Source organism: Micromonospora sp. CNZ299, assembly GCF_002754415.1.
The window spans coordinates 273,724-295,627 of the sequence record NZ_PEFG01000001.1; the positions used below are offsets into that span (position 1 = coordinate 273,724).

Annotated in this window: 19 protein-coding genes; 3 read left to right on the forward strand and 16 right to left on the reverse strand. The window is 73.1% G+C overall.

The window, feature by feature from the left end; translation table 11 throughout:
• Positions 1-138 precede the first annotated feature (138 nt).
• Both ddaH and rocD read left to right on the forward strand, forming a co-directional pair.
• Complete coding sequence (gene ddaH / locus CLT68_RS01310) at positions 139-954, forward strand: dimethylargininase (protein WP_199177195.1); 816 nt, start codon at positions 139-141, stop codon at positions 952-954.
• Positions 954-2,168, forward strand: a complete 1,215-nt coding sequence (gene rocD / locus CLT68_RS01315) for an ornithine--oxo-acid transaminase (RefSeq protein ID WP_199177196.1) — start codon at positions 954-956, stop codon at positions 2,166-2,168. Before ddaH ends, rocD begins: the two co-directional genes overlap by 1 nt.
• 157 nt (positions 2,169-2,325) lie before the next feature.
• On the opposite strand, the gene CLT68_RS01320 is transcribed toward rocD, so the two are convergent.
• The 7 genes from CLT68_RS01320 to CLT68_RS01350 form a co-directional block, all read right to left on the reverse strand.
• Positions 2,326-3,480, reverse strand: a complete 1,155-nt coding sequence (locus CLT68_RS01320) for an FHA domain-containing protein (protein ID WP_099848290.1) — start codon at positions 3,478-3,480, stop codon at positions 2,326-2,328.
• Positions 3,477-3,770: a 4a-hydroxytetrahydrobiopterin dehydratase gene (locus tag CLT68_RS01325; RefSeq protein ID WP_099848292.1), complete on the reverse strand. Its 294-nt coding sequence runs from the start codon at positions 3,768-3,770 to the stop codon at positions 3,477-3,479. The genes CLT68_RS01320 and CLT68_RS01325 overlap by 4 nt, the downstream gene beginning before the upstream one ends.
• Positions 3,771-3,961: 191 nt before the next feature.
• Positions 3,962-5,014, reverse strand: a complete 1,053-nt coding sequence (locus tag CLT68_RS01330; protein WP_099848294.1) for an acyl-CoA desaturase — start codon at positions 5,012-5,014, stop codon at positions 3,962-3,964.
• A gap of 137 nt (positions 5,015-5,151) precedes the next feature.
• The gene (locus CLT68_RS01335; protein ID WP_099848296.1) at positions 5,152-8,562 is read right to left on the reverse strand and encodes an SCO7613 C-terminal domain-containing membrane protein; all 3,411 of its coding nucleotides are present in this window, start codon (positions 8,560-8,562) and stop codon (positions 5,152-5,154) included.
• A 48-nt stretch (positions 8,563-8,610) separates the two neighbouring features.
• Entirely contained in the window at positions 8,611-8,931 is a 321-nt protein-coding gene (gene cutA, locus CLT68_RS01340) for a divalent-cation tolerance protein CutA (protein ID WP_088949975.1), read from the reverse strand.
• A gap of 83 nt (positions 8,932-9,014) precedes the next feature.
• Positions 9,015-10,019 (reverse strand): 1-acyl-sn-glycerol-3-phosphate acyltransferase, encoded by a 1,005-nt coding sequence (locus CLT68_RS01345; RefSeq protein ID WP_099848298.1) that lies wholly within the window; start codon positions 10,017-10,019, stop codon positions 9,015-9,017.
• A complete protein-coding gene (locus CLT68_RS01350) occupies positions 10,019-10,852 on the reverse strand; it encodes a patatin-like phospholipase family protein (RefSeq protein ID WP_088949977.1) in 834 nt (277 codons plus the stop codon). Before CLT68_RS01350 ends, CLT68_RS01345 begins: the two co-directional genes overlap by 1 nt.
• Positions 10,853-11,018: 166 nt before the next feature.
• On the opposite strand from CLT68_RS01350, the gene CLT68_RS01355 reads away from it, so the two are divergent.
• On the forward strand, positions 11,019-12,443 hold the full coding sequence (locus tag CLT68_RS01355) for a serine/threonine-protein kinase (RefSeq protein WP_486482048.1): 1,425 nt from the start codon (positions 11,019-11,021) through the stop codon (positions 12,441-12,443).
• A 27-nt stretch (positions 12,444-12,470) separates the two neighbouring features.
• Here CLT68_RS01355 and CLT68_RS01360 read toward each other — a convergent pair whose 3' ends face one another.
• From CLT68_RS01360 to CLT68_RS01400, 9 genes are all read right to left on the reverse strand, one after another.
• Positions 12,471-13,580, reverse strand: coding sequence for a glycosyltransferase family 4 protein (locus tag CLT68_RS01360; protein WP_486482049.1), 1,110 nt, complete (start codon positions 13,578-13,580; stop codon positions 12,471-12,473).
• A gap of 100 nt (positions 13,581-13,680) precedes the next feature.
• The gene (locus tag CLT68_RS01365) at positions 13,681-14,352 is read right to left on the reverse strand and encodes a BON domain-containing protein (RefSeq protein ID WP_099856678.1); all 672 of its coding nucleotides are present in this window, start codon (positions 14,350-14,352) and stop codon (positions 13,681-13,683) included.
• A gap of 180 nt (positions 14,353-14,532) precedes the next feature.
• Positions 14,533-16,104, reverse strand: coding sequence for a trypsin-like peptidase domain-containing protein (locus CLT68_RS01370; RefSeq protein WP_099848302.1), 1,572 nt, complete (start codon positions 16,102-16,104; stop codon positions 14,533-14,535).
• A gap of 62 nt (positions 16,105-16,166) precedes the next feature.
• On the reverse strand, positions 16,167-17,723 hold the full coding sequence (locus tag CLT68_RS01375) for a sensor histidine kinase (RefSeq protein ID WP_099848304.1): 1,557 nt from the start codon (positions 17,721-17,723) through the stop codon (positions 16,167-16,169).
• A complete protein-coding gene (locus CLT68_RS01380; protein ID WP_030336721.1) occupies positions 17,720-18,421 on the reverse strand; it encodes a response regulator transcription factor in 702 nt (233 codons plus the stop codon). Before CLT68_RS01380 ends, CLT68_RS01375 begins: the two co-directional genes overlap by 4 nt.
• A gap of 86 nt (positions 18,422-18,507) precedes the next feature.
• Positions 18,508-19,119 carry a PadR family transcriptional regulator gene (locus tag CLT68_RS01385; RefSeq protein WP_099848306.1) on the reverse strand — a complete coding sequence of 204 codons (612 nt, stop codon included), beginning with the start codon at positions 19,117-19,119 and terminating at the stop codon, positions 18,508-18,510.
• The gene (locus CLT68_RS01390) at positions 19,116-19,940 is read right to left on the reverse strand and encodes a DUF4097 family beta strand repeat-containing protein (protein WP_099848308.1); all 825 of its coding nucleotides are present in this window, start codon (positions 19,938-19,940) and stop codon (positions 19,116-19,118) included. Before CLT68_RS01390 ends, CLT68_RS01385 begins: the two co-directional genes overlap by 4 nt.
• Before the next feature lie 138 nt (positions 19,941-20,078).
• On the reverse strand, positions 20,079-21,020 hold the full coding sequence (locus tag CLT68_RS01395; protein WP_099848310.1) for a lysophospholipid acyltransferase family protein: 942 nt from the start codon (positions 21,018-21,020) through the stop codon (positions 20,079-20,081).
• Positions 21,017-21,811 carry a GNAT family N-acyltransferase gene (locus tag CLT68_RS01400; protein ID WP_099856679.1) on the reverse strand — a complete coding sequence of 265 codons (795 nt, stop codon included), beginning with the start codon at positions 21,809-21,811 and terminating at the stop codon, positions 21,017-21,019. The genes CLT68_RS01395 and CLT68_RS01400 overlap by 4 nt, the downstream gene beginning before the upstream one ends.
• Positions 21,812-21,904 lie beyond the last annotated feature (93 nt).

Genomic DNA, 21,904 nt, shown 5'->3' on the forward strand with positions numbered 1-21,904 from the left:
CAGACGCAACGAATGTTCGGTCCGCGCAACTCTCAGTGGTGGATCCTGCCGCTGACGCCGCATACCGTTGAGCAACGGCGCCAGCCCGTGGGCCACGGTGGCCGGGCGCGCCCGACCCCTGGGAGCAGGACAATGACGATGGACGCCACCAGCCAGCGCCTGTTGATGTGCCGGCCGACGTACTTCGCCGTCGATTACGCGATCAACCCCTGGATGGACCCGACCGCGCCGGTCGACGCCGCGCTGGCCGTCCGGCAGTGGGAGCAGCTGCGCCAGACGTACCGCGACCTGGGCCACACCGTCGAGGAGATCACTCCGGTGCCCGGCCTGCCCGACATGGTCTTCGCCGCCAACGGTGGCACCGTGATCGACGGCAAGGCGATGGCCGTGCAGTTCCGCGACCCGCAGCGGGCCGACGAGGCACCGGCGTACCGCGCCTGGTTCGAGGACGCGGGCTTCGAGATGTACGACCCGAAGCACGTCAACGAGGGCGAGGGCGACGTCCTGCTGGCCGGCGACCACCTGCTGGCCGGCACCGGCTTCCGCACGGCGCACGCCTCGCACGCCCAGTTGCAGGAGGTCTTCGGCTACCCGGTGATCACCATGCAGCTGGTCGACCCGCGCTTCTACCACCTGGACACCGCGCTGACCGTGCTCGACGAGCGGACCGTGGCGTACCTGCCCGAGGCGTTCTCCCCCGGCAGCCAGGCCGTGCTGCGCCGGCTCTTCCCCGACGCGGTGCACGCCACCATGGCCGACGCCGCGGTGCTGGGCCTGAACGCGGTGAGCGACGGCCGGCACGTGGTGCTGCCCGCGCAGGCCACCGACCTGGCCGCCAAGCTGCGCGACCGGGGCTACGAAACCATCGGGGTCGACCTGTCCGAGCTACGTAAGGCCGGCGGCGGACCGAAGTGCTGCACGCTGCGACTCCGTCAGGGAAAGGCAAGCAAGTGATCGTGGATGACAAGCTGCGTACGCCGGGCGCGGTCCGGGACGCCGAGCGCTGGACGGCGCACAACTACCACCCGCTGCCGGTGGTGATCTCGTCCGCGGAGGGTGCCTGGCTCACCGACGTGGACGGCCGGCGTTACCTGGACTGCCTGGCCGGCTACTCGGCGCTGAACTTCGGGCACCGGCACCCACAGCTGATCGCCGCCGCGCACGCACAACTGGACCGGCTCACGCTGACCAGCCGCGCGTTCATCCACGACCAGTTCGCCGACTTCTGCCGGGAGCTGGCCGAGCTGTGCGGCAAGGACCTGGTGCTGCCGATGAACACCGGCGCCGAGGCGGTCGAGACCGGGATCAAGGTGGCCCGCAAGTGGGGCTACCAGGTCAAGGGCGTGCCCGCCGGGCAGGCCAACATCGTGGTCGCCGAGGGCAACTTCCACGGCCGGACCACCACCATCGTGAGCTTCTCCACCGACGAGGACGCCCGCGCCGACTTCGGGCCGTACACCCCGGGGTTCACTGTCGTGCCCTACGGCGACCTGGACGCGCTGACCGCCGCGATCGACGAGAACACCGTTGCCGTGCTGCTGGAGCCGATCCAGGGCGAGCAGGGCGTGGTCGTGCCGCCGGAGGGCTACCTGCCGGGCGTACGCCAGGTCTGCACCGAGCGCAACGTGCTCTTCATCGCCGACGAGATCCAGTCGGGTCTGGGGCGTACCGGCAAGACCTTCGCCTGTGACCACGAGGGCGTCGTGCCGGACATGTATCTGCTCGGCAAGGCGCTCGGCGGCGGCATCGTGCCGGTCTCCGCGGTGGCCGCGAACGCCGACGTGCTGGGCGTGCTCAAGCCCGGCCAGCACGGCTCCACCTTCGGCGGCAACCCGCTCGCCTGCGCGGTCGCCATCGAGGTGGTGCGGCTACTCGCCACCGGCGAGTTCCAGCGCCGCTCCGCGGAGCTGGGTGAACGGCTGCGGGCCGGCCTGGAGGGTCTGGTCGGCAAGGGCCTGGTCGGGGTACGCGTCCGCGGCCTGTGGGCCGGTCTGGACATCGACCCGGCGCTGATGACCGGCCGGGAGGCCTGTGAGCGGCTCGCCGCGCGCGGTGTGCTCGCCAAGGACACCCACGGCTCCACCATCCGGCTCGCCCCGCCGCTGGTGATCACCGAGGACGAGATCGACCTGGCGGTGGCCAAGCTGGCCGAGGTGCTGGCCAGCTGAACGACCCCCGCTGGTCAAGATCTGCGCAACTACAGGGAAAGTGCTGCCTCGACACCGTCCGAGGCAGCACTTTCCCTGTTCTTGTGCGGATCTTGGCCCGCCGCCGGGCCCCGCCGCCGGGCCGGCCGCCGCCCCCGGCGGCCGGGGGCGGCGCGTGTCAGGGACGGGGTAGGCGCATGGCCATCGTCGGAGCCTCGGCCATCACCGACGTGGGGGTGAAAGGGGCACCGGTGGGCAGTTCCTCGGCCCGACCGATCTGCACCCCTGGGTACAACTCCACCATGTCGTTCTCGCCCAACACTCGGGACTGCTGCGGTGCCAGGGGGATCCGGTCCGACTCGGCCATCGAACCGGCCGGCCGGATGCCCGAGCCGTTGGTGCTGACGTCGGTCACGATGACCTCACCGACCCGCAGCTCGAAGTGGACGTGACCACGGCTGATCCATCGCCGTGCCTCGTCGTTGAGCCACTGCCCGAGCATGATCCCGCCTTCCTGCTCGGGTGCCCGGCCGGCCACCACCGGCTGGTCCTCGCTGAGCACGAACCGCCGCCGGACCAGGCCGCCGACCCGCACCGCGAGCACCTCCGAACGTGGGCGAGGCCCGCCGTCACCGAGCCGTACGCCGTGTCGGGGGCAGGTTGGTACGCCGTTACGCAGCGCGGGCGGCGGCTGTGCGGCGGGGCTGCGGTCGACGCCCCCGGCCAGGTCGGCGAACGCGCCACCCCCACCACCGCCACCGAACAGCGCGCAGCCCGACTCCGGGCAACGCCACTGGCGGGCCAGCAGCTTCACCCCGGTCGGCGAACGCTTGCCGGCTACCGGCGAGTGCCCACCACCGACGTGCGCGATGAACACCGGCCCGCCGGCGCCCGGCACCGGCGCGACCACCCGACCGGGCTGCTCGACCAGCCACGGGAACCGACCGCGCAGCCCGTCGAAGCGCACCCGGCTGAGCACCGGCAACCCGAGCAGGTCGGCGACCTCCAACATCCGGTCACCCGGGTTGTCGAGCACCTCGACGAGCCCGTCGTCGGCCCAGCGGCGGACGACCATCCGCTCGTTGGAGGTGAGGTCGGCGTCGGAGAGCAACGCCCGGTGCACCACCGCGTAGACCTGGACGCTGTCCTCCTCCAACTCGCGGGAGAGCGCGTCGATGACCATGCCTAGGCGCAGCAGGCTGGCCGGCCGTCCGCCGTCGATGTCCTGATAGCGGATCACCTCGGCCAGGTCGATGACTGCCCTCGCCAGCGACGGGTCGGTGCAGACCCGCCCCTCGATGGCGTCCAGAACCTTGCTGATCTCGAATCTCATGCCGCGCTCCGGACGATGTCGTCGATCCGCCGGGCCAGCTCGATGTCCCGGTGGGTGACCCCACCGGCCGAGTGCGTGACACAGCGGAAGGTCAGGGTCCGCCATCGGATGTCGATGTCGGGATGGTGGTCGAGCTCCTCGGCCACCGTCGCCACCCGGTCCACCACCGCGATGGCCGCCGGGAAACTGCCGAGCTGGGCGGTACGACCGATGCCGGTCGGGTCACCCGACCAGTCGGGCAACCGGCCCAGCTCTTCTCGCACCGCGTCCGCGGTGAGCAGGTCTGCCATGACCAGACCCTACCGGTGGCGCGTACGACGGGCCGTACGCGCCACCGGTGGCCAGCTCAGCTGGCGATCAATCTCTTACAGCCGCAGACGCTCTGCCAGAGCCCCGACATTGGGTGCCGCGATGGGGCGGGCATCATCAGATGCCCGCCCCATCGCTCAGTCCTCGTAGCCGCGCAACGGCCGTTTCCTTCTCAGCCGCGCAGCGGCTGTCCCACCTCGTGCAGGTGGCCGAGCGCCTGCCGGTACGACTCGACCAGCCCGGTCTCCGCGTACGGGATGCCCTGCTCCGCGCAGTAGGCGCGGACGATCGGTTGCGCCCGCCGCAGGTTGGCGCGGGGCATGTTCGGAAACAGGTGGTGCTCGATCTGGTAGTTGAGCCCGCCCAACGTGGCGTCCACCAGCCAGCTACCCCGCACGTTGCGGGAGGTCAGCACCTGCTTACGCAGGAAGTCCAGCTCGTCCTCGGCGGTCGGCATCGGCATGCCCTTGTGGTTGGGCGCGAACGAGCAACCCATGTAGAAACCCCACAGCGCCTGGTGCACGACGGCGAAGAGCAGCGCCTTGACCGGCGACATGACCGCCAACAGCAGTGCCACGTAGGCGGCGGTGTGTGCGACGAGCAGCACGGCCTCGACCGCCCGGCGCCGCATCGGGGTGGTGTACCGGCCGTCAGAGTCACGCCCGACGATCGCCCGGATGCTCGCCACGTGCAGGCTCAGACCCTCCAGCAGGAGCATCGGGAAGAAGAGGTACGCCTGCCGCTTGGCCATCCAGCGGTTGATCCCACGGGTCTCCAGGGCCTGCTCGGGCGTCCACACCAGCGCGCCCGCGCCGACGTCCGGGTCCTCGTCCTCGTGGTTCGGGTTGGCATGGTGCCGGTTGTGCTTGTCGACCCACCAGCCGTAGCTGATTCCCACCGCCGCGTTGCCGGCGAACAACCCCACCAGCTCGCTGGGACCACGCCGACGGAACATCTGGCGGTGCCCGGCGTCGTGACCGAGGAACGCGACCTGGGTGGTGGCCACCGCCATCAGGGCCGCGAGGGGCAGCTGCCACCAGGAGTCGCCGAGCAGGAACACGGCCACCCAGCCGGCCACGAAGGCCCCGAGGGTGAGCACGATGCGGGCGACGTACCAGCCGGGGCGCCGCTCCAGCAGGCCCGCCTGGCTGATCCGACGGGACAACTGTGCGTAGTCACTGCCTCGCCGTTGTACCGGCGGTTCCGCCACCGCTCCGAGCGCCATTGCTGCTCCCGTTCCGCTTACGCCCGTACCGGGGTGGTTCGGGCTTAATGTCAAGTCTCCCGATCGCGGTAGCGGTGAGTAACCCCGACAACCCCCGAATAGGGGGTAGGGCAGGCCCTACCCCCCACTGGTTCGACTCAGCCCAGCCGGCCCACCGCGGCGCGCAGTCGAGCCACGTCACGCCGCCGCCGCTCATAGGTGGCGGCGAGCCCGACCAGCGCCAACCCGCCGACCCCCAGGTAGATCCACCGGGGCAGCAGATCCCATCCCCGGGCCAACTCGTGCAGCGCCAGCAGCGTCAGCACGCCGCCGCCGAGCAGCACCGGTGCCTGCCATCGGCGGGTCGCCCCGGCCAGCACCGCGCCCAGCGCCGCCGCGCCGAGGAGCAGTCGCCGCACCGGCTGCGGGTCCGGCCCGGTCAGCACCGACACGAGGCTCGGCAGCAGCGCCGCGACCAGCCCCGGGCCGAGGGCCGGCCAGCTGGTCAGCCCCGGCCGGGTCCGCAACGCCAGCAGGCCCGCGCCGAGGGCGAGCGCCGCAGCCGGCAGGGTGTACGCCTCCAGCACCGTCACCCCACCGGCGGCCAGCAACACCCATGCACCGAGCAGCTCGCTTGAGCCGGCGATGCCGGCGAACGCCCACCGCCGGCCGGCCGGCTCCCCCCGGCGCAGCAGCCGCAGCGCCACGGCGGCACCCCAGAGCACGCAGACCGTGGCGAGGTGTCGCGCCGCCTCGACGGTGAGCACTGCCGCCACCAGCGCCACTGCCTGCGCGGCAGCGTCCAGCACCCGCCCGACCAGACCCCGCGCCGGGGTGGTCGCGGCGGCGACAGCCAGCACCAGCGCGGCCACCGCCAACAGGGGGTACGCGGCGGCCCGCAGCGGCAGCCCTCCCACCCACGAGGCGGTCACCGCCAACGCGGACGCGGCACCCACCGCCGCGAGACAACCGGCGACCCGCACCTCGACCGTGCGCCCCCCGACGGCGACGACCACCGCCACCACCAACAGCATCCCCTCGGCGGCGAGCGAACCGGCTCGGGTGACGAGCAGCCCCGCCACACCGGAGGCGACCAGCACCACACCCAGCGGTACGGCGATCGGTGCGAGCCCTGGGCGGGGCGCGGCCAGAGCGGCGAGCAGCAGCGCGGCCGATCCGGCGAGCAGCACGGCGGCAGGCAGCACCGGCCACGGCGCGCCGACCGCGACGAGCAGCACTGGCAGCGCCGCCGCGGCGAACGGCAGCGCGGGCAGCACCGGTGGGCGGACCCGCCGGCCGGCGAGCACGGCGGCCACCGCCAGCACCACCAGCGCCAACCCGACGGGCAGCGCTGCCGGCTCGGCGACGACCCGGGGCACCCCCGACCAGACCCGTCCCGGGTCGCCGTACGGCGACACGAGCGCGGTCAGCACCCTCGGCAGAGCCGCCAGCACGGCGACCACCGCCAGGGCGCCGCCCGCCACCACCACCGGGACCGACAGGTGGGCCTCGTCCTCCTGCCGATCCCAGCGGACGACGATGGCGACCCCCAGCGCCGCCAGCGCGGCGTACAGCGCGATCGGCTCGTTCCCCGCCACGACCAGCGGGGCGAGGCCGGGCACGGTCATGGCGACCAGCGCGCCGGTCACCGCGTACCCGATCAGCTCCACCCGCTGGCGACGCGCCGCGAGCACCGCGACCAGCGGCAGCCCGGCGGCGATCAGCGCGAACCGCGCCTGCCACCAGGGCGGCGCGCCCGCGGCGAACGACGCCACCACCGCGATCCCGGGCAGCGCGAGCTGCGCGACCAGCAGACCGCCGCCGGCCACCTGCCGGTACGGCCCGGCGCCCCGCCGGATGGCCAGTGCCAGCCCCACCACGGCGATGACGCCGAGAGTCACCAGCACACCGGCCGGGGCGGCCAGGGCGACCAACAGCCCGTGCCCGAGCAGGACGGCACCGCCGAGCGCGCGGGTGAGCAGGGAGGCCAGGTGGGTCGCCGGGCGGATCAGGACGGCGAGCAGCAGCGCGACCCCGCCGACCAGGTCGACGGCGAGGACCTGCGGCCAGGTGGCCGACCACCCGGCCGGCAGGGCCAGCAGCACCGCCACCGCACCGGCCGTGGCGAGCGCCGCTCGGGCCCGCCGGGGCAGCAGCAGCACCGTCGCGCCGACCCCCAACGCCACGGCGGGTGCGAGCTGCCAGCCCCAGTCCAGGTCCGGTCCCCTGCCGGCCCCCCGCCACGGCGGCAGCGACCGGCCTGCGGCGGCGACCGCCAGCGCGACGGTGACCAGCGCGGCCACCTGAGCCGTGCCCGCCGCGACCAGCAGCGCCCCGGCGCCCGGGCCGGTCCGCCAACCACCGGCGCCCGCCACCTCCGCTCCGGACCTGACCGGCAGGATCCGCACCGCGGCGGCCAGCCCGAGCGCCACCGTCGCCGACGCGAGCAGCAGCAGGGACGGCCGCAGCTCGGCCACCGGGCGCAGCAGGGCGGCGGCGAGCACCGGCACCAGCAGCCCGGCGGCCACCGCCCGCAGCGCCCGCCCGCCGACCAGCCAGGCCGCACCGAACCCGGTCAACGCAACCAGCAGCAGCGGCAGCCCGGCCAACAGTGGCGAACCTGCCGCCCGTCCGAGGATCAGCGGCGTCAGGGCGCAGCCAGCGGCACCGATGAGAGCGGCGACGTGACCGATCCCGGCCGACACCCTGCCAACGAGCAGCGCCACCCCGTCCCGGCCGCGCAACGCGGCCAGCACGGCCAGGTTCACCAGTGCCACCCCGAGCAGGACCAGTGACCAACCGGCGGCACCCGGTTCGGCCCCGACGGCGAGCAGCGGCAGCACCGGCTGGGCGGCCAGCAGCGCGGCGAACCAGGGCCCGGTCAACCCGCTCCACCGGCCGTACGCGACGGCGACCGCCGCGCTGGCCCCCCCGACCAGCGCGGCGTACCGGCTGCCCGGCCACCCGGCCACCCCGGCCAGGTCCACCGACCAGGCCGCGTAACCGTCCAGCACCACCAGCAGCAGACCCACCGCGGCGAAGGTCTCCGCGGTGCCCCGCAACCCTCGACGGACCGCCAGCAGCGGCACGGCGAGCGCGAGCGCGGTGAGCGCGGCCAGGATCGACGCCCGTCCGCCGACTCCCACCGCCGCCCAGGCCACCGCTGTGAACACGACCGCCGCGGTGCCCAGCAGGAGTCCACCGAGGACGAAGAGCAGACCCTGGACGGTCCGGGTCGAGGTTTCGGCCGCGCCCGGCGCCGCGACCGGGACGAGAGCTGGCACCGGCCCGACGAGGGGCGCCGGGCGTGCCCCGGCGGAGGCGGCCAACCCGGCACGGACGACCGCCGCCAGCTCGGACCGCCGCCGCGACAGGGCCGACAGGCGACCGGCCAGCTCGGTGTACGCGTGACGAGCCCGTTGCACCTGCGGCTCAAGCTGGGCGATCTCGCGGCTCAGCCGGACCACCTCGGCGGCGGTCGGGTCGGGCACACGGGAACAGCCGGTGCAACCGACGGTCAGGTCGGCCGGAGCACCGCAGGCGGGGCAGGGATAGCGGGTGTCGTCCACCCGGTCATCATCGGAAGCCGACCGGGGTGTGGCACAGAGTGCGCGTACTCAGGGCCGGGTGTGCTCGTGCACCCAGGTGGCGTACGCCGGGTCGCCGCTCTCCACAGTGGACACCAGGATCTCCGGCACCTCGTACGGATGACTGACCCGGATCTGGTCCACCAACGCGGAGAGCCGGTCGGGTGCGGTCTTGAACTGCACCGACCACTCGGTGCTGGTCTCCACACCGGACCTCCACCAGTAGGTGCTGTCCACCTGACCACCCACCTGGGCGCAGGCGGCGAGCCTGCCGGCGACGGCCGCAGCCGCCAGCACGTCGGCGACCGAACGCGCATCCACCACCGTCGTCACCACGCAGATCTGATCCACGACCGCACCCTACGCGGCATTGTGGTGCTGAGCCCGCCTTTCGATCGCGACTGCGGGGCTCCGCTGCGCTGCACTCCTCGCGCTCACCGATTAGACGCGATCCAGGCATCGATCCGCGCCCACCAGTCGAAGAGCCAGTCGATGCGTTCCTGCCGCCCGGCCGGCACCTCCTCCGGTGGCACCGACCAGAACCGCATCACGATCCGCTTGTCCATGGGCAGTTCCCGCCAGACGTCGGCGACGGTGAGCATCCGGTCCAACCCGGTGTGGGCGACGAAGATGACCCCGGCGTCCGGGGCGGCGTCCAGCGCGGCGAGCATTCCGCCGGGCTGCGGGGCGAGCACGTGACGCATCCGCTCGGCGCGCAGCGCCATCCGTTCCAGCCCGAGGGAACGCAGCCGGGCGATGGCACGCAGTCGTCGCTTGGGGGTGAAGTTGCCGCCCTCAGGGAAGATCACGAACGCGTCGTTGTCGTCCAGGCCGGCGGCCAGGTGCCCGACCTGGCGTACGGTCTCCTCGCCGCGCTCCGGCGTCGGCGCGATGAACCGGTTGGGCAGTCGGTTGAGCAGCACGTCGATCGCCGGGTCCCACTGGAGGGTGTCCTTGAGGACGATCCGTGGCTCCCGGTTGAACCAGTTGACCAGCCCGTGGATCAGGATGAACGAGTCGCCCGGCCCGGCGTGCCGGCAGAGCACCAACTCGGGCCGGCCGGGCAGCGCCGTGTCCGGGTCGGTGCCCACCACGTCGATGCGCAGCCGCAGGGCCCAGCGGGCCTGCCAGAACAGCACCCGCAGGAACCAGCCGGCCAGCACGTAGTGTGCGCGCTGGAAGGCCGGGGACCGGGTCCGCCAGCCGAAGCCGGAGACGACCCAGAGCAGGAACAGCGCGAGCAGCGCGGCGGCATCCCAGACCAGGTAGACGCAGCCGATCCAGAGCAGCCGCAGCGGACGCAACCGACCCGGGAACAGCGGGGACACGGCGGCGGCGAGCAGCGCCCAGATCGGCAACGTGGTGACCACGACGAACGCGAGCGCCACCACGGCGGGGGCGAACAGCAACCGACGCAGCCACCTGGGGGGCAGCGGCATCATCGCTCCAGATGGGTGGCGAGGTAGCGCCGCGAGGCGGTGTACGCCCGGCTGATCCGCCGCCCCACCGCCGCCATGTCCCGGTACGCCCACGGTGTGTCGTCGCGGGGGTTCAGCCCTCCGGTCGGCAGGACGTGCACCTCCACCCCCTCGGGCAGTGCCGCCATCTCCCGGAAGAAGCGGTGCCGGCGGGAGATCTCGAACGCGACCTGCGCGATCTCCCACGGCCGGCGGGGCGGTGTCAGCTCCCGTTCGATCCGACCCACCTGGAGGACGTAGATCCGGCGGGCGCCGACGGCCACCGCCTCGCCGATGGGGATGGAGTTGACGATGCCCCCGTCCACGTAGTGCGCGCCGTCGATCTCCATGGGTGGGAGCAGACCCGGCACCGACGCCGATGCCAGCACCGCCGGCACCACCGGACCGCTGTCGAACCAGTGCTCGGCCGCCCGCTCGATGTGGGCGGCGCAGCAGCGGAACGGCACCCGCAGGTCGGCGAAGGTGGTGTCCACGCCCAGCTCGGTCTCCAGCAGCCGACGCAACGGCCGGCGAGAGTGCAGGTGGGTACGGGCGGCGAAGCGGCGCAACTGCCGGGCGACCGAGTCGCCGTACACCTCGCTGGCCTCCGGCGAGGCCCAGAGCCGGACCAGCCGGTCGGTCACCGCCTCCGTCGGGTCGGCGGCGACCAGCGCGCCGTTCACCGCGCCGATCGAGGTGCCGAGCACCATGTCGGGTGTGATGCCGGCGCGGAACAGCGCCCGCAACATGCCCACCTCGACCGCGCCGAGCACGCCCCCGCCGCCGAGCACGAATGCCACCGGTCCCGCCGCCATGCCTCTCATCCTGGCACGGGCGCGCAGCCGACCTCCCGGCCACCGGCACCGGGCGGTCGGCGCACGGCAGGCACCGCCCGTCGACAGCTGACCGATGACGGCGTTGACAGGCCGGAGACATTCGCGCAACCTGATACCGCTCCCACCCCTGAGGCAGGTGCGATCGGTGAAGGCAGCACTGCATCCGGGCCGGTTACTGGCTCGCAGATACCGACTTCTCGACCAGATCGGCGCCGGCGGCATGTCGGTCATCTGGCGTGCCCGGGACGAGGTGCTGGACCGGCTCGTCGCGCTCAAGGTGCTCGCCCCCTCGCTGGCCGCCGACGCGCGGTTCCGGGGCATGGTGCGCGAGGAGGCCCGGGCCGCCGCCCAGTTGGTGCACCCGCATCTGACCTCTGTGCACGACTACGGCGAGACGGTCGACCCGGACGGCTCGATCACCTCGTTCGTGGTGATGGAGCTGCTCAGCGGCGAGGAGTTGGAGCTGCGGCTCACCGAGGGGCCGCTGCCGTGGGCGGAGGCGATCGAGGTGGGTGCCCAGGTCGCGGAGGCGCTGGCCGCGGCGCACCGGCTCGGCATCGTGCACCGGGACGTCACCCCGGCCAACGTGATGATGACCGCGACGGGCGTCAAGGTGCTCGACTTCGGCATCGCCACCCGGATCGGCGCGCCCGACGAGGACGAGGACGGCGAGACGTTCGGCACGCCGGCGTACGTCGCCCCGGAACGCCTCGACGGCGCGCCGGCCCAGCCGTCCACCGACGTGTACTCGCTCGGCGTGCTGCTGCACGAGGCCCTCACCGGCCGGGTCCCGTACCCGGCGGACACCTGGGAGCAACTCAGCGCCGCGCTGGCCGACGGCCCGCCGCCCACGCTCGCCGACCTGCCGGACCTGCCCCCACCGGTGGCCCGGATCTGCCTGCGCAGCCTCGCCCGCAACCCGGCCGACCGGCCGACCGCACGGCAGGTCGCCGCCGTGCTGCGCGACCAGTTGCTGCCTCCCGATCCCCCGGCCGCGACCATCCGGGTGCCCACCCAGCCCCTGCCGCCGCAGCCGGCCGCCGTGCCAGCAGCGGCGGGAGGGACAGCCGCCGGTTCGGTCTGGTCCCGTCGACGGCTGGTGCTGCTGCTCGTCCTGGCCGTCGGTGTGACGCTGGCCGGAGTGACCCTTCTGCCCGAGGATGAGCCGACACCCCGGACGCAGCCCTCGGTCGCCCCGGCGACCACCCCGCCGAGCGACCCGCCGGTCCCCGCGTCGTCCCAGCCGAGCGCGTCCCCGCCGCCGACGAAGCCGAGCACCGGCTCGCCCACCTCGAATCCGGGCACCCTCGTCGAGGCCGCCAACCGGGTCGACGGGCTGATCAGCGCCGGGCTGGGCGCCGGGGAGATCCGCGACGACGTGGGTCTCGACCTGCGCAACGAGCTGCGCAACCTGACCGCCGCGGTCAGCTCCGGCCGCGGCGAGCTGGCGCCACCGGTGGCCCGGCTGCGCGAGAAGGTAGCGGTCCGCCTCGGCGAGGGCGGCATCAGTCCGGCGTACGCGTCTCGGCTCGACGCCGCCATCGTGGAGCTGGGCGGTGCCGAGGTCTGACCGCGCGGAAACGCCGAGGTGGGCGGGTCAGCGGGCCGGGACCCGGGCCGATTCGCGAATGTCGTACCGGCCGGTGGCGAAGCGTCGGAAGATCGCCGCGTAGCCGTCCGCCATCCGCTCGACCGAGAAGTTCTCCGCGACGTGCGCCACGCAGTCCTCCGGGTCGAGCCGCTCCGCCGCGAGCACCGCCGCGGCCAGTTCCTCCGGCCGTTCACAGACCAGCCCGGTCAGCCCCGGCCGGACCAGCTCCGGCACGGCCCCCCGGTTGAGGGCGACCACCGGTGTGCCGGTCGCCATCGCCTCCAGCATCACCATGCCGAACGGCTCGTCCCACTGGATCGGCATGATCAGGCAACGGGCGTCGACGAGCATCCGCAGCGTCTCCGCGCGGCCGGCGTTGAGCACCACTGTCACGTTCTCGTCGACCAGCGGCGCGACGACCTGCTCGTAGTAGCGGCGCTCGGCCGGCTCGTTGCACTTGCCGGCCAGCAGCAGGGGCACCCCTGCCTCCCGGCACGCCCGGATGGCGACCTCGGGGCCCTTGTCCGGGCTGAAGCGGGCCAGCCACAGCACCGGTCCCGTCCCGGGTCTGGTCTTACGCGGAAAGCCGCGGATGTCCAGCGCGTTGTGCACAGTGCCGGCCCAGGGCAGGTCGGTGTTCAGCCGACGTTGGGTGTGCGAGATCGCCACCAGGGCGACGCCCGAGTCGATGTCGCTGAGCACGTCCCCGTACTCCCCCACGGGGTTGCCGTGCACAGTCGCGACCGTCGGCACCGCCCGGCGGCCGGCGACCAGCGGGCCGATCGTGGTGTGGTCGTGGATGACGTCGAAGTCGGCCGCCGTGATCAGCCGATTCACCCGGGCCAGGTGAGCAAGCTCAGGCAGTGACTCGCCGAGCCGCTCGTACTGGACCTCGGAGACAGTGGAGACGAAGCCGTGGGCCGCCGTGCCGTGGTCGTCACCGGCACCGAACAACGTGACCTCGTGCCCCTGCCTGCAGAGCGCGTCCACAAGGGCGGCGACGACCTGTTCGAGGCCGCCGTAGCCGGGTGGCGGCACGGACAACCAGGGTGGAACCACCATCGCGATGCGCAACGACCGCTCTTCCGGGCGGCCCGCAGGGTGGTTCACGGCCACGAGTCCTCCCCGTTGATCCCCGGTGCGGCGTCACCGCCGGTCCGGACGGTCGGCGGCGATTTCCCAGTGACGTCCCCGGTAAACCGGACAAGGCGGACGCTCACCCGCCCACCAGGATCTGGTCGTGGACTGCCCGCACGCCGGGGGCGGACCAGGCCACCCGCTCGACCTGCTCGCGTTCCCACCAGGATCGGACCACCCCGGCAAGGACGAGCGTGTCGCCGTCCACCTCGACGGTCACCCGCTCCGCACCAAGCGTGCGCATCAGTGCCCGCTGCACGTCCCGTCGCAACCTCTCAGCGACCGCTGCTGCCGGAGGTCGCACCTCGATCAGGTTGGTGAGACCCCGTACGCCGTCGAGCCGGCGCAACTCCCCCTCGGCGGCGCGCCGCTGCCAGCCGAACTCGACCTCACCGCGCAGCATCAGCCAGCCGTTGGCCACTGTCACGTCCAGCCGCTCAGCGGGCACGAAGCTGTCCCACTCCAACGCCCGGGACGCGGCGAGGGCAACCTCGGCGTCGGTACGCCCCGGCGTACCGGGCAACCGCACCTCGATCTCGTCGGCCACCGCCCGGACGCCCCGGACCCGCTGAGCGGACCGGGTCGCGGCCCAACTGCGAGCGGCACCGTCCACGAAGCCGGTCAGGGTGACCACTCCCTGGTCGACGCGTACGCCGATCTCGTTCGGTTGCAGCTGGGCGTCCCAGGCCAGCTGCGCCAGGACGTCGCGTTGGATCCGCTGGTCCTCGCGGACATCCACCACCCCGGTCATGGCACCCACCCCCGGTTCCCCTCGCCGAGACTCGCCCGCCGAACGTGCCGGAAACCGGGGTGACGGCGGTTCACCCGATCCGGGTGAACCGCCGCCGGGGGAAAAAGCGGCGGGTGACGGAGCCGACCCCCTCGGCCCCGCCACCCGCCGCTGGAGGGAGGAAGCAGGTTCAGTTGTCCGTCAGGACGTCTCGGCGAGCGTCACGGTTACCGACTTCTCGGCGCCGTTCCGCTTGAACTGCACCTCGACCCGGTCGCCGACCTTGCCGGCCTGCACCGCGCCGACCAGGTCGTCGGAGTCGTTGACCGGCTTGTCGCCGAAGCGGGTGACGACGTCGCCACGCTGGAGGCCGGCCTTTTCGGCTGGGCTGCCCGGGGTGACCGACGCGACGAGCGCGCCGCCGCCCTCGGCCTGGTTGACGCCCACCCCGAGCGACGGGTGGCTGACCTTCTCGCCACGCTGGAGCTTGCCCGCGACGTCCTTGGCCTTGTTGCTGGGGATGGCGAAACCGACGCCGATGTTGCCGGTGCTCTGCCCGGAGGTGGCGATGGCGGTGTTGACGCCGATCACCTCGCCCCGGGTGTTGACCAGCGCGCCGCCGGAGTTGCCCGGGTTGATCGGCGCGTCGGTCTGGAGCAGACCGGAGATCGAGCTGACGGCCTGGCTCTGCTGCTGGCTCGGGTCCTGCGGCTGACCCTCGCCGGCCCGGATGGTGCGGTCCCGGGCGCTGAGGATGCCGGAGGTCACCGAACCCTGGAGGCCGAGCGGGCTGCCCAGGGCGAGCACCTGGTCGCCGACCTGCATGGCGTCGCTGTCGCCGAACTTGGCCGGCTTGAGGTCGCTGACCCCGTTGGCCTTCACCACGGCCAGGTCGGTCTTCGGGTCGGTACCGATGACCTTCGCGTCGGCCTTCTTGCCGTCGGCGAAGATCACCTGTACGGCGCCACCGGCGGCGTTGGCGACCACGTGGTTGTTGGTCAGCACGTACCCGTCGGCACTGAGCACCACCCCGGAGCCCTCGCCGCTGTCGGTGGTGATCGAGACGACGCTGTCCTGCACGGAAGCGGCGATCTTCGGGAGGTCGGCGCTGTTGATGACCGGCGCCGCCGAGTAGGTGCGGGTGATGCCGCCGCCGTCCCCGTCGAGGGCGAGGGCGAGGGCACCGCCGGCGACGCCCGAACCGAGCATCAGGGCGAACACCGCGACGCCCGCTCCGGCGAACTTGGCGATCCGACTCGGCCGGGGGCCACTGCCGGGCGGCGCGACCTGCGGGCCCCACGGCGGGACCGGCTGGCCCGGCTGCTGCCCGAGGTGCTGGCCGTGCTGGCCGAGGTGCTGGGTGTGCTGCTGGTGCTGCGGGTAGGCGCCCGGCTGGCCCCCGCCCGCCCAGCCGGACTGCTGGCCCGCGTACCAGGGCGCGCCGGGGTGGTGGCCGGCGTTCGGCTGCGGGTAGCCGTGCTGGCCGGGCGCCGGGTAGCCGGAGACCGGGTACGGCGGCGCGGACGGGGTGGGGGCCTGCGGCTCGTACCCGGTCAGCTGGGGGGTGGCCGGCTGACCGGCGGGCGCGGCGGAAGTGACGGCCGTGGCGTCCGTGTCGTCCGTGTCGTCACCGGCGGTCGGGACGACCTGGACGGGGGTGGTCGGGGAGTCGGACTGCGCGCGCTCGTCACGCGGCAGCTCGGCGGTGGGGTGCGACGGCTCGGCGTCGGTGGGGGCCGGCCGGCGCTGCGGGTCGGACTCGAACTCGGTCATGGAACTACCTTCTCCCTCCGCACTGCGATCAACCTGGAACCGTCCTGGAAGTTGGCTGAAAGTCACTCGTCCGCCGCGTCGATCTGTGCCAGCAGCGGGATCCGGACCCGGAAGGTGGCGCCACCACCGGGCGTCTCGGCCACCGAGACCGAGCCGTGGTGGGCGGCGACGAGCGCCGCCACGATGGCCAGGCCGAGCCCGGTGCCGGTGTTGCCGTCAGCGCGCCGCGTCCGTGCCGCGTCGGCCCGGTAGAACCGTTCGAAGACCCGTTCGGCCTGCTCCGGGGAGAGGCCCGGCCCGGTGTCGGCGACCTCCACCACGGCGAAACCGCCCGGTTCGCTGTGCAACCGCACGCGGATCTCGGCGTCCGGCGGGGTGTGGGTCAGCGCGTTGGTGACCAGGTTGCCGATCACCTGGCGCAGCCGCGCGTCGTCGGCGGACACGACGAGCGGACCCGCGTCCGGCTCGATCTCCAGATCGATCCGCCGATCCGGGGCCATGGCCCGGGCGGCGTGCACGGCGTCGGAGGCGAGCACCGGCAGCTCCACCGGGGTCAGCGACAGCGGCCGCTCCCGATCCAAGCGGGCCAGCAGCAGCAGATCCTCCACCAGCAGCCCCATCCGGGCCGCCTCGTCCTCGATCCGGCGCAGCAGGCCGGCGGTCTGCTCCGGTGCCCGCGCCGCACCCTGCCGGTACAGCTCGGCGAAGCCGCGAATGGTGGTCAACGGGGTCCGCAGCTCGTGCGAGGCGTCCGCGACGAACTGCCGCATCCGCTCCTCGGAGCGCCGGGCCCGCGCCTCCGACGCCTGGGCCGAGGCGGCGGCGTCCCGGGCGGCGCTCTCGGCCCAGCGGGCCGACGTCTCCGAGGCGGCTCTGGCGGTGAACGCCGCCTCGATCTGGGTGAGCATCGCGTTCAGCGCGCGGGAGAGCCGGCCCAGTTCGGAGGTGGGATGCTCCTGGCCGTGCTCCGGGTCGGGCACCCGGCGGGTCAGATCACCCCCGGCGATCGCGGCGGCGGTGCGCTCGATCTCCACCAGCGGCTTGAGGCTGGTCCGGACGATCGCCGCGCCGACCGACGCCAACATGATCAGCACCGCACCGCCGACCAGGAGGTCTATCCAGACGAGCCGCTTCACCGCCCGATCCACCTCGGTCAGCGGCTGACCTACCGCGAGCACCGAGCCGTCCGGTTGAGCCGCGTAGTAGACCCGCCATCTGGTGAAGCCGTCATGAGACACGACGGTCCGCGGCTCCCCCTCCAAGTCCTCGAAGCCATCACGGCTAGTGGGGAAGGTAGGCAGCTGAACAGGATCAAGACTGATGTCGTCGTAGATCGCCGGGTAGACCTGTTGCTCGTCAGCCACCGACACGACGTAGTCGCTGGGCAGCATGGCGTTGACCTGCCCGCTGCGCAGCTTCGGGAGCAGCTGACCGAGGCCCTGGGCGGTCGACCTGATCTGCCCGTCCACCTGGCCCTGTAGGTAGTTGCGGAGGAAGTACGCGGTCAGCGAGCTGATCACCAGCAACGCGACGGCGACCAACGCCAGCACCGAAGTGACCAGCTTGACCCGCAGCGGGACGCTGCGGACCCGCCCTTTCGCCTGCTGGACCCGGTTCACGCCGCCGGCTTGCGCAGCACGTAGCCGACGCCGCGGAGGGTGTGGATCAGCCGGGGCTGGGTGGTGTCGACCTTGCGTCGCAGGTAGGAGATGTAGGACTCGACGATGTTGTCGTCACCACGGAAGTCGTAGTTCCAGACGTGGTCGAGGATCTGCGCCTTGGACAGCACCCGGTTGGCGTTGAGCATCAGGTAGCGCAGCAGCTTGAACTCCGTCGGCGAGAGCTGGACGCGCTGGCCGGCCCGGTGCACCTCGTGGGTCTCCTCGTCCAACTCCAGGTCGGCGAAGGTGAGCCGGGACGGGGCCTGCTCGCCGGTAGTGGTGCGGCGCAGCACGGCGCGGATCCGGGCGGTCAGCTCCTCCAGGCTGAACGGCTTCGTGACGTAGTCGTCGCCGCCCAGGGTCAACCCACGGATCTTGTCGTCGGTGGCGTCCCGGGCGGTCAGGAAGACCACAGGCGTACGCGTGCCGCCCTCGCGGAGCATCCGGATGACCTCAAAGCCGTCGAGATCCGGAAGCATCACGTCGAGCACCACCAGGTCGGGCCGGTGGTCCTTGGCGGCGTTGAGCGCCGCGCTCCCACTGGTCGCGGTGGCCACGTCGAAGCCCGCGAACCGCAGGCTCGCGGAGAGCAGTTCGAGGATGTTGGGGTCGTCCTCGACGACGAGGAGTCGCGCCTCGGTCTGGGTAGCGGGCATGGGCCCATCATCGGTGACGTCACTGCGCCGGCGCTGGATGGTTCCTGGAAAATGCCTGTGAGTCGTGGCCGGACCCTTGACCCTGCTCAGCGCAGCAGGCGGCGCAGCCCGTCCAGGGCGCCGTCGAGCAGCCGGATGGCGGTGCTCAGCTGGGTTTCGCTGAACTGTCGGGCGCGCACGAGCCGGCCCACCTCGGCGGTGAACGCGGCCAGCCGCTGGTCGAGTTCGTCGAGCAGCGCGGCCTGCGGCCCGCCGTTCGGCGTCGGCCGGGGCGGCGCCGCGGGGGCCTCCCACCGGTTACGCCGGGTCTGCCGGGTGGCCTCGCTCAGCTCCCGTTTGAGGTCGCGTACCGACCCGCGCACCTCGCTGCGGATCTCGCCGGCCAGGCTGGAGAGGTCGGCCACCGAGGCCGCGATGTCCGATTCCAGCTCCGTCAGCTCACCGGCGCGCTGGTGCAGCTCGGCACGGCCGGCGTCGGTGATGTCGTACGTCTTGCGGCCGCCGGCAGCGGTGTGGCTGACCAGCCCTTCGGCCTCCAGCCGTTGCAGGCGGGGATAGATGGTGCCGGCGCTGGGCGCGTAGAGCCCGAGGAACCGGTCCTCCAGAAGGCGGATCAGCTCGTACCCGTGCTTCGGGCCGTCGTCGAGGAGCTTGAGGAGATAGAGCCGGAGCCGTCCGTGGCTGAACACGGCGGTCACGGCAGCTCCTCGGAATCGTTGTCGACCGCTCGGGCGAGCAGAGCGATGCTGCCCGAGGTCGCGGAAGCCCAGAGCTTACCTTCGCCGGCACCGAGCACTCCCTCGCTGCTGCGCAGTGGGAACGTCGAGGTGCGGACCTGCGGAAAGCCGCTGGTGATCCGGCCGGAGGCGGTGTGCATCTGGACGGCGAGGTCGCTGTCCTCGCGGACCCGGACGGTGATGCTGCCCGAGATGGTGGTCAACCGGATCTCGCTGCGCCGGGGGTTGTCCAGGTCGCAGGTGATCGCCCCGGAGACGGTCTGCGCACGCACCCGCTCGGCGGCGCTGTCGGCGAGGATCACCTCCCCGGAGACCGTCTCCAGAGTGAGGTCGCCCCGGACGCCGAGCGCCTCCACCGGCCCGGAGGTGATCGTCGCGGAGGTGTTGCCGCGCAGGCCCATCAGGGTGATCTGACCGGCGGTGACATGCACAGTGGTCTGCCGGCGCAGACCGGAGGCGACCACCGAGCCCGCGACCAGCCCCAGGTCGGCCAGGACGTCGGCGGGCACGGCGAGCGAGACGTCCACCCGGGGGTAGCGGTGGATCATCCGGAACCAGCGCAGGACGTCCGTCCAGCCGTGGCCGCGCTCCTGACGGACGGTGAGCCGGCCGTCGGAGTGGTCGATCAGGACCGGCCGGCGGCCGACCTGGGTGACGTCGATCCGGGTCGGGCCGTCGGTGGCGACCACGTTGAGCCGGCCGCTCAGCAGGCGGACGTCCAGTCGGGTGACCGGGCCGTCCACGGTGAGCCGCTGCGGGCTCTCGACCGTCCATCCGGCCATGGGTTTCCTCCCCTCGACGACGCGCGGACACGCGCCTGACAGGGAGGACAGTAACGCGATACATCGCGATAGCACAAGACAGGTCGCGTGTTGGTCGCCCCTGCGCCGGGCGGGGTCGCCGACTGCGACCCCGCCCCCTCAGGCCGCCAGGTCCAGCTCCCGGCCGGACGTCTGCACCGGCACGGACACGGCGACCGCCGGGGTCACCGTGGGCACCGGACGCAGCCGGGTCCGCGCCACGCCGCCTGCCGGCAGCAGGTGTACGGCCGACTCGGCCGCCCGGGCCAGCAACCGCCGGTCGGCAGCACGGGCCGGGTGCAGCGCGGCGGCGATCGTCACCGACACCACGATGTCCCGCGCCGCGACCACCCGGGCCACCGAGCGCAGCAGGGTGTCCGCACCGAGAAAGGCCGTTGCCGTGGTGGTGGAGCCGATGGCCTCGCAGCGGTAGGCGAGCCGCAGCGGCACCACCGGGCTACCCGCGTCGATGGCCGCCTGGAACATCGCCGGCCGAAAGCCGCCGCCCGGGCGGCAGTCGGCACCGCCGTCACCAGCGCACCAGGTCGTACCCTCCGGAAAGACCGCCACCGACCGGCCGGCGCGCAGCATCTCGGCGACCCGGCCGACGCTCGTCGGCAGTGCCCGCGGCCGGGACCGGTCCACGAAGACCGTGCCCGCCGCCGCGGCCAGCAGCCCGACCACCGGCCAGGAGCGGATCTCCCGCTTCGCGACCATCCGGGTGGGCGCGACCGCCAGCACCGCGAGGATGTCCAACCAGGAGACGTGGTTGGCGACCAGCAGCGCCCGCCGTCGGGGCAACCGGCCCCGGATCACCAGCCGGACGCCGAACGCCCGCGTGGTCGCCCGGGCCCAGCCGCGTACCGCCGCCTGCCGCTCCCGGGTCGGAAGCACGGGCAGCAGCAGCACCAGGCCGACCCCGGCGACCAGCATTCCGGTCACGGCGACCAACCGCAGCACCCGGCGGGCCACCGGCACCGTGGGCACCTCGCCGGCCGCCGGCAGGCAGTCGTCGTCACAGCCCGAGGAGGGCCGCCACAGATCGTGCGCCCCGGTGGTCACCGCTGCTCCCCGCCCAGGAAGTGGCGCAGGTAGCGCGGGTTCATCCGGTCCAGGGAGAAGAGCACGTAGAAGTCCGCGCACCCGAAGTCGGGGTCGTACGCCGGCTCGCCGCAGATCCACGCGCCGAGCCGGAGGTAGCCCCGCAGCAGCGGTGGCACCACGACGCGCCCCGCCGGTCCGACAGCGGCCACCGGCGCGGCGGCGGCCGGGCCGGGAGCCGTGGCCGACTCGGCGAACCAGGGTCGCCGTGGGCGGACCCGCAACGGCGGCGGTGACAGGTGCCGGGCCTGGGCCTGGCTCCACACCTCGGCGACCGTCCGCCCACCGTCGACCACCGGCACCGAGGCGCAGCCACCGAGCCAGCGGGAGCCACGCAGGTGCAGGTACCGGGTGATGCCGGCCCACATCAGATTGATCACCGCGCCCGAGCGGTGGTCCGGGTGCACGCACGACCGACCCGCCTCGACGAGGTCGTCGCGGAGCGGGTCGAGCGCGGAGAGGTCGAACTCCTCCTCGGCGTACCGCTGGTCGGTGCGTCCGGGCGGTAGCAGCCGGTAGGTGCCGACCACCTCGCCGGTGCTGTCCTCGCGGACGATCAGGTGGTCGCAGTACGCGTCGAAGGGGTCCACGTCCAACCCGGCCTCGCCGGGAAGGAGGGTGGCGCCGAGTTCGGTGGCGAACACCTCGTGGCGCAGGCGTTGCGCGGCCGCGACCTGGGTGGGGTCGTCGGCGATCAGCAGGGTGTATCCGCTGGTCTTCAGGGATGTGCCAGCGGCATGCAGAACGGCCATGGGATCTGTGTAGGTGCCCGGGTTGCCCTCCACGGGGACCACCGGTGTCGATCGGGTGAACGCCGGCAGGCGAGACCGCTGGCGGCACCCCGC

Bases quoted from the DNA above. Each gene is read 5' to 3' on its own strand.
- ddaH (WP_199177195.1), top strand. From the start codon at position 139: ATGGACGCCACCAGCCAGCGCCTGTTGATGTGCCGGCCGACGTACTTC.
- CLT68_RS01320 (WP_099848290.1), bottom strand. From the start codon at position 3,480: ATGAGATTCGAGATCAGCAAGGTTCTGGACGCCATCGAGGGGCGGGTC.
- CLT68_RS01325 (WP_099848292.1), bottom strand. From the start codon at position 3,770: ATGGCAGACCTGCTCACCGCGGACGCGGTGCGAGAAGAGCTGGGCCGG.
- CLT68_RS01330 (WP_099848294.1), bottom strand. From the start codon at position 5,014: ATGGCGCTCGGAGCGGTGGCGGAACCGCCGGTACAACGGCGAGGCAGT.
- CLT68_RS01345 (WP_099848298.1), bottom strand. From the start codon at position 10,019: ATGCCGCTGCCCCCCAGGTGGCTGCGTCGGTTGCTGTTCGCCCCCGCC.
- CLT68_RS01350 (WP_088949977.1), bottom strand. From the start codon at position 10,852: ATGGCGGCGGGACCGGTGGCATTCGTGCTCGGCGGCGGGGGCGTGCTC.
- CLT68_RS01365 (WP_099856678.1), bottom strand. From the start codon at position 14,352: ATGACCGGGGTGGTGGATGTCCGCGAGGACCAGCGGATCCAACGCGAC.
- CLT68_RS01370 (WP_099848302.1), bottom strand. From the start codon at position 16,104: ATGACCGAGTTCGAGTCCGACCCGCAGCGCCGGCCGGCCCCCACCGAC.
- CLT68_RS01380 (WP_030336721.1), bottom strand. From the start codon at position 18,421: ATGCCCGCTACCCAGACCGAGGCGCGACTCCTCGTCGTCGAGGACGAC.
- CLT68_RS01390 (WP_099848308.1), bottom strand. From the start codon at position 19,940: ATGGCCGGATGGACGGTCGAGAGCCCGCAGCGGCTCACCGTGGACGGC.
- CLT68_RS01400 (WP_099856679.1), bottom strand. From the start codon at position 21,811: ATGGCCGTTCTGCATGCCGCTGGCACATCCCTGAAGACCAGCGGATAC.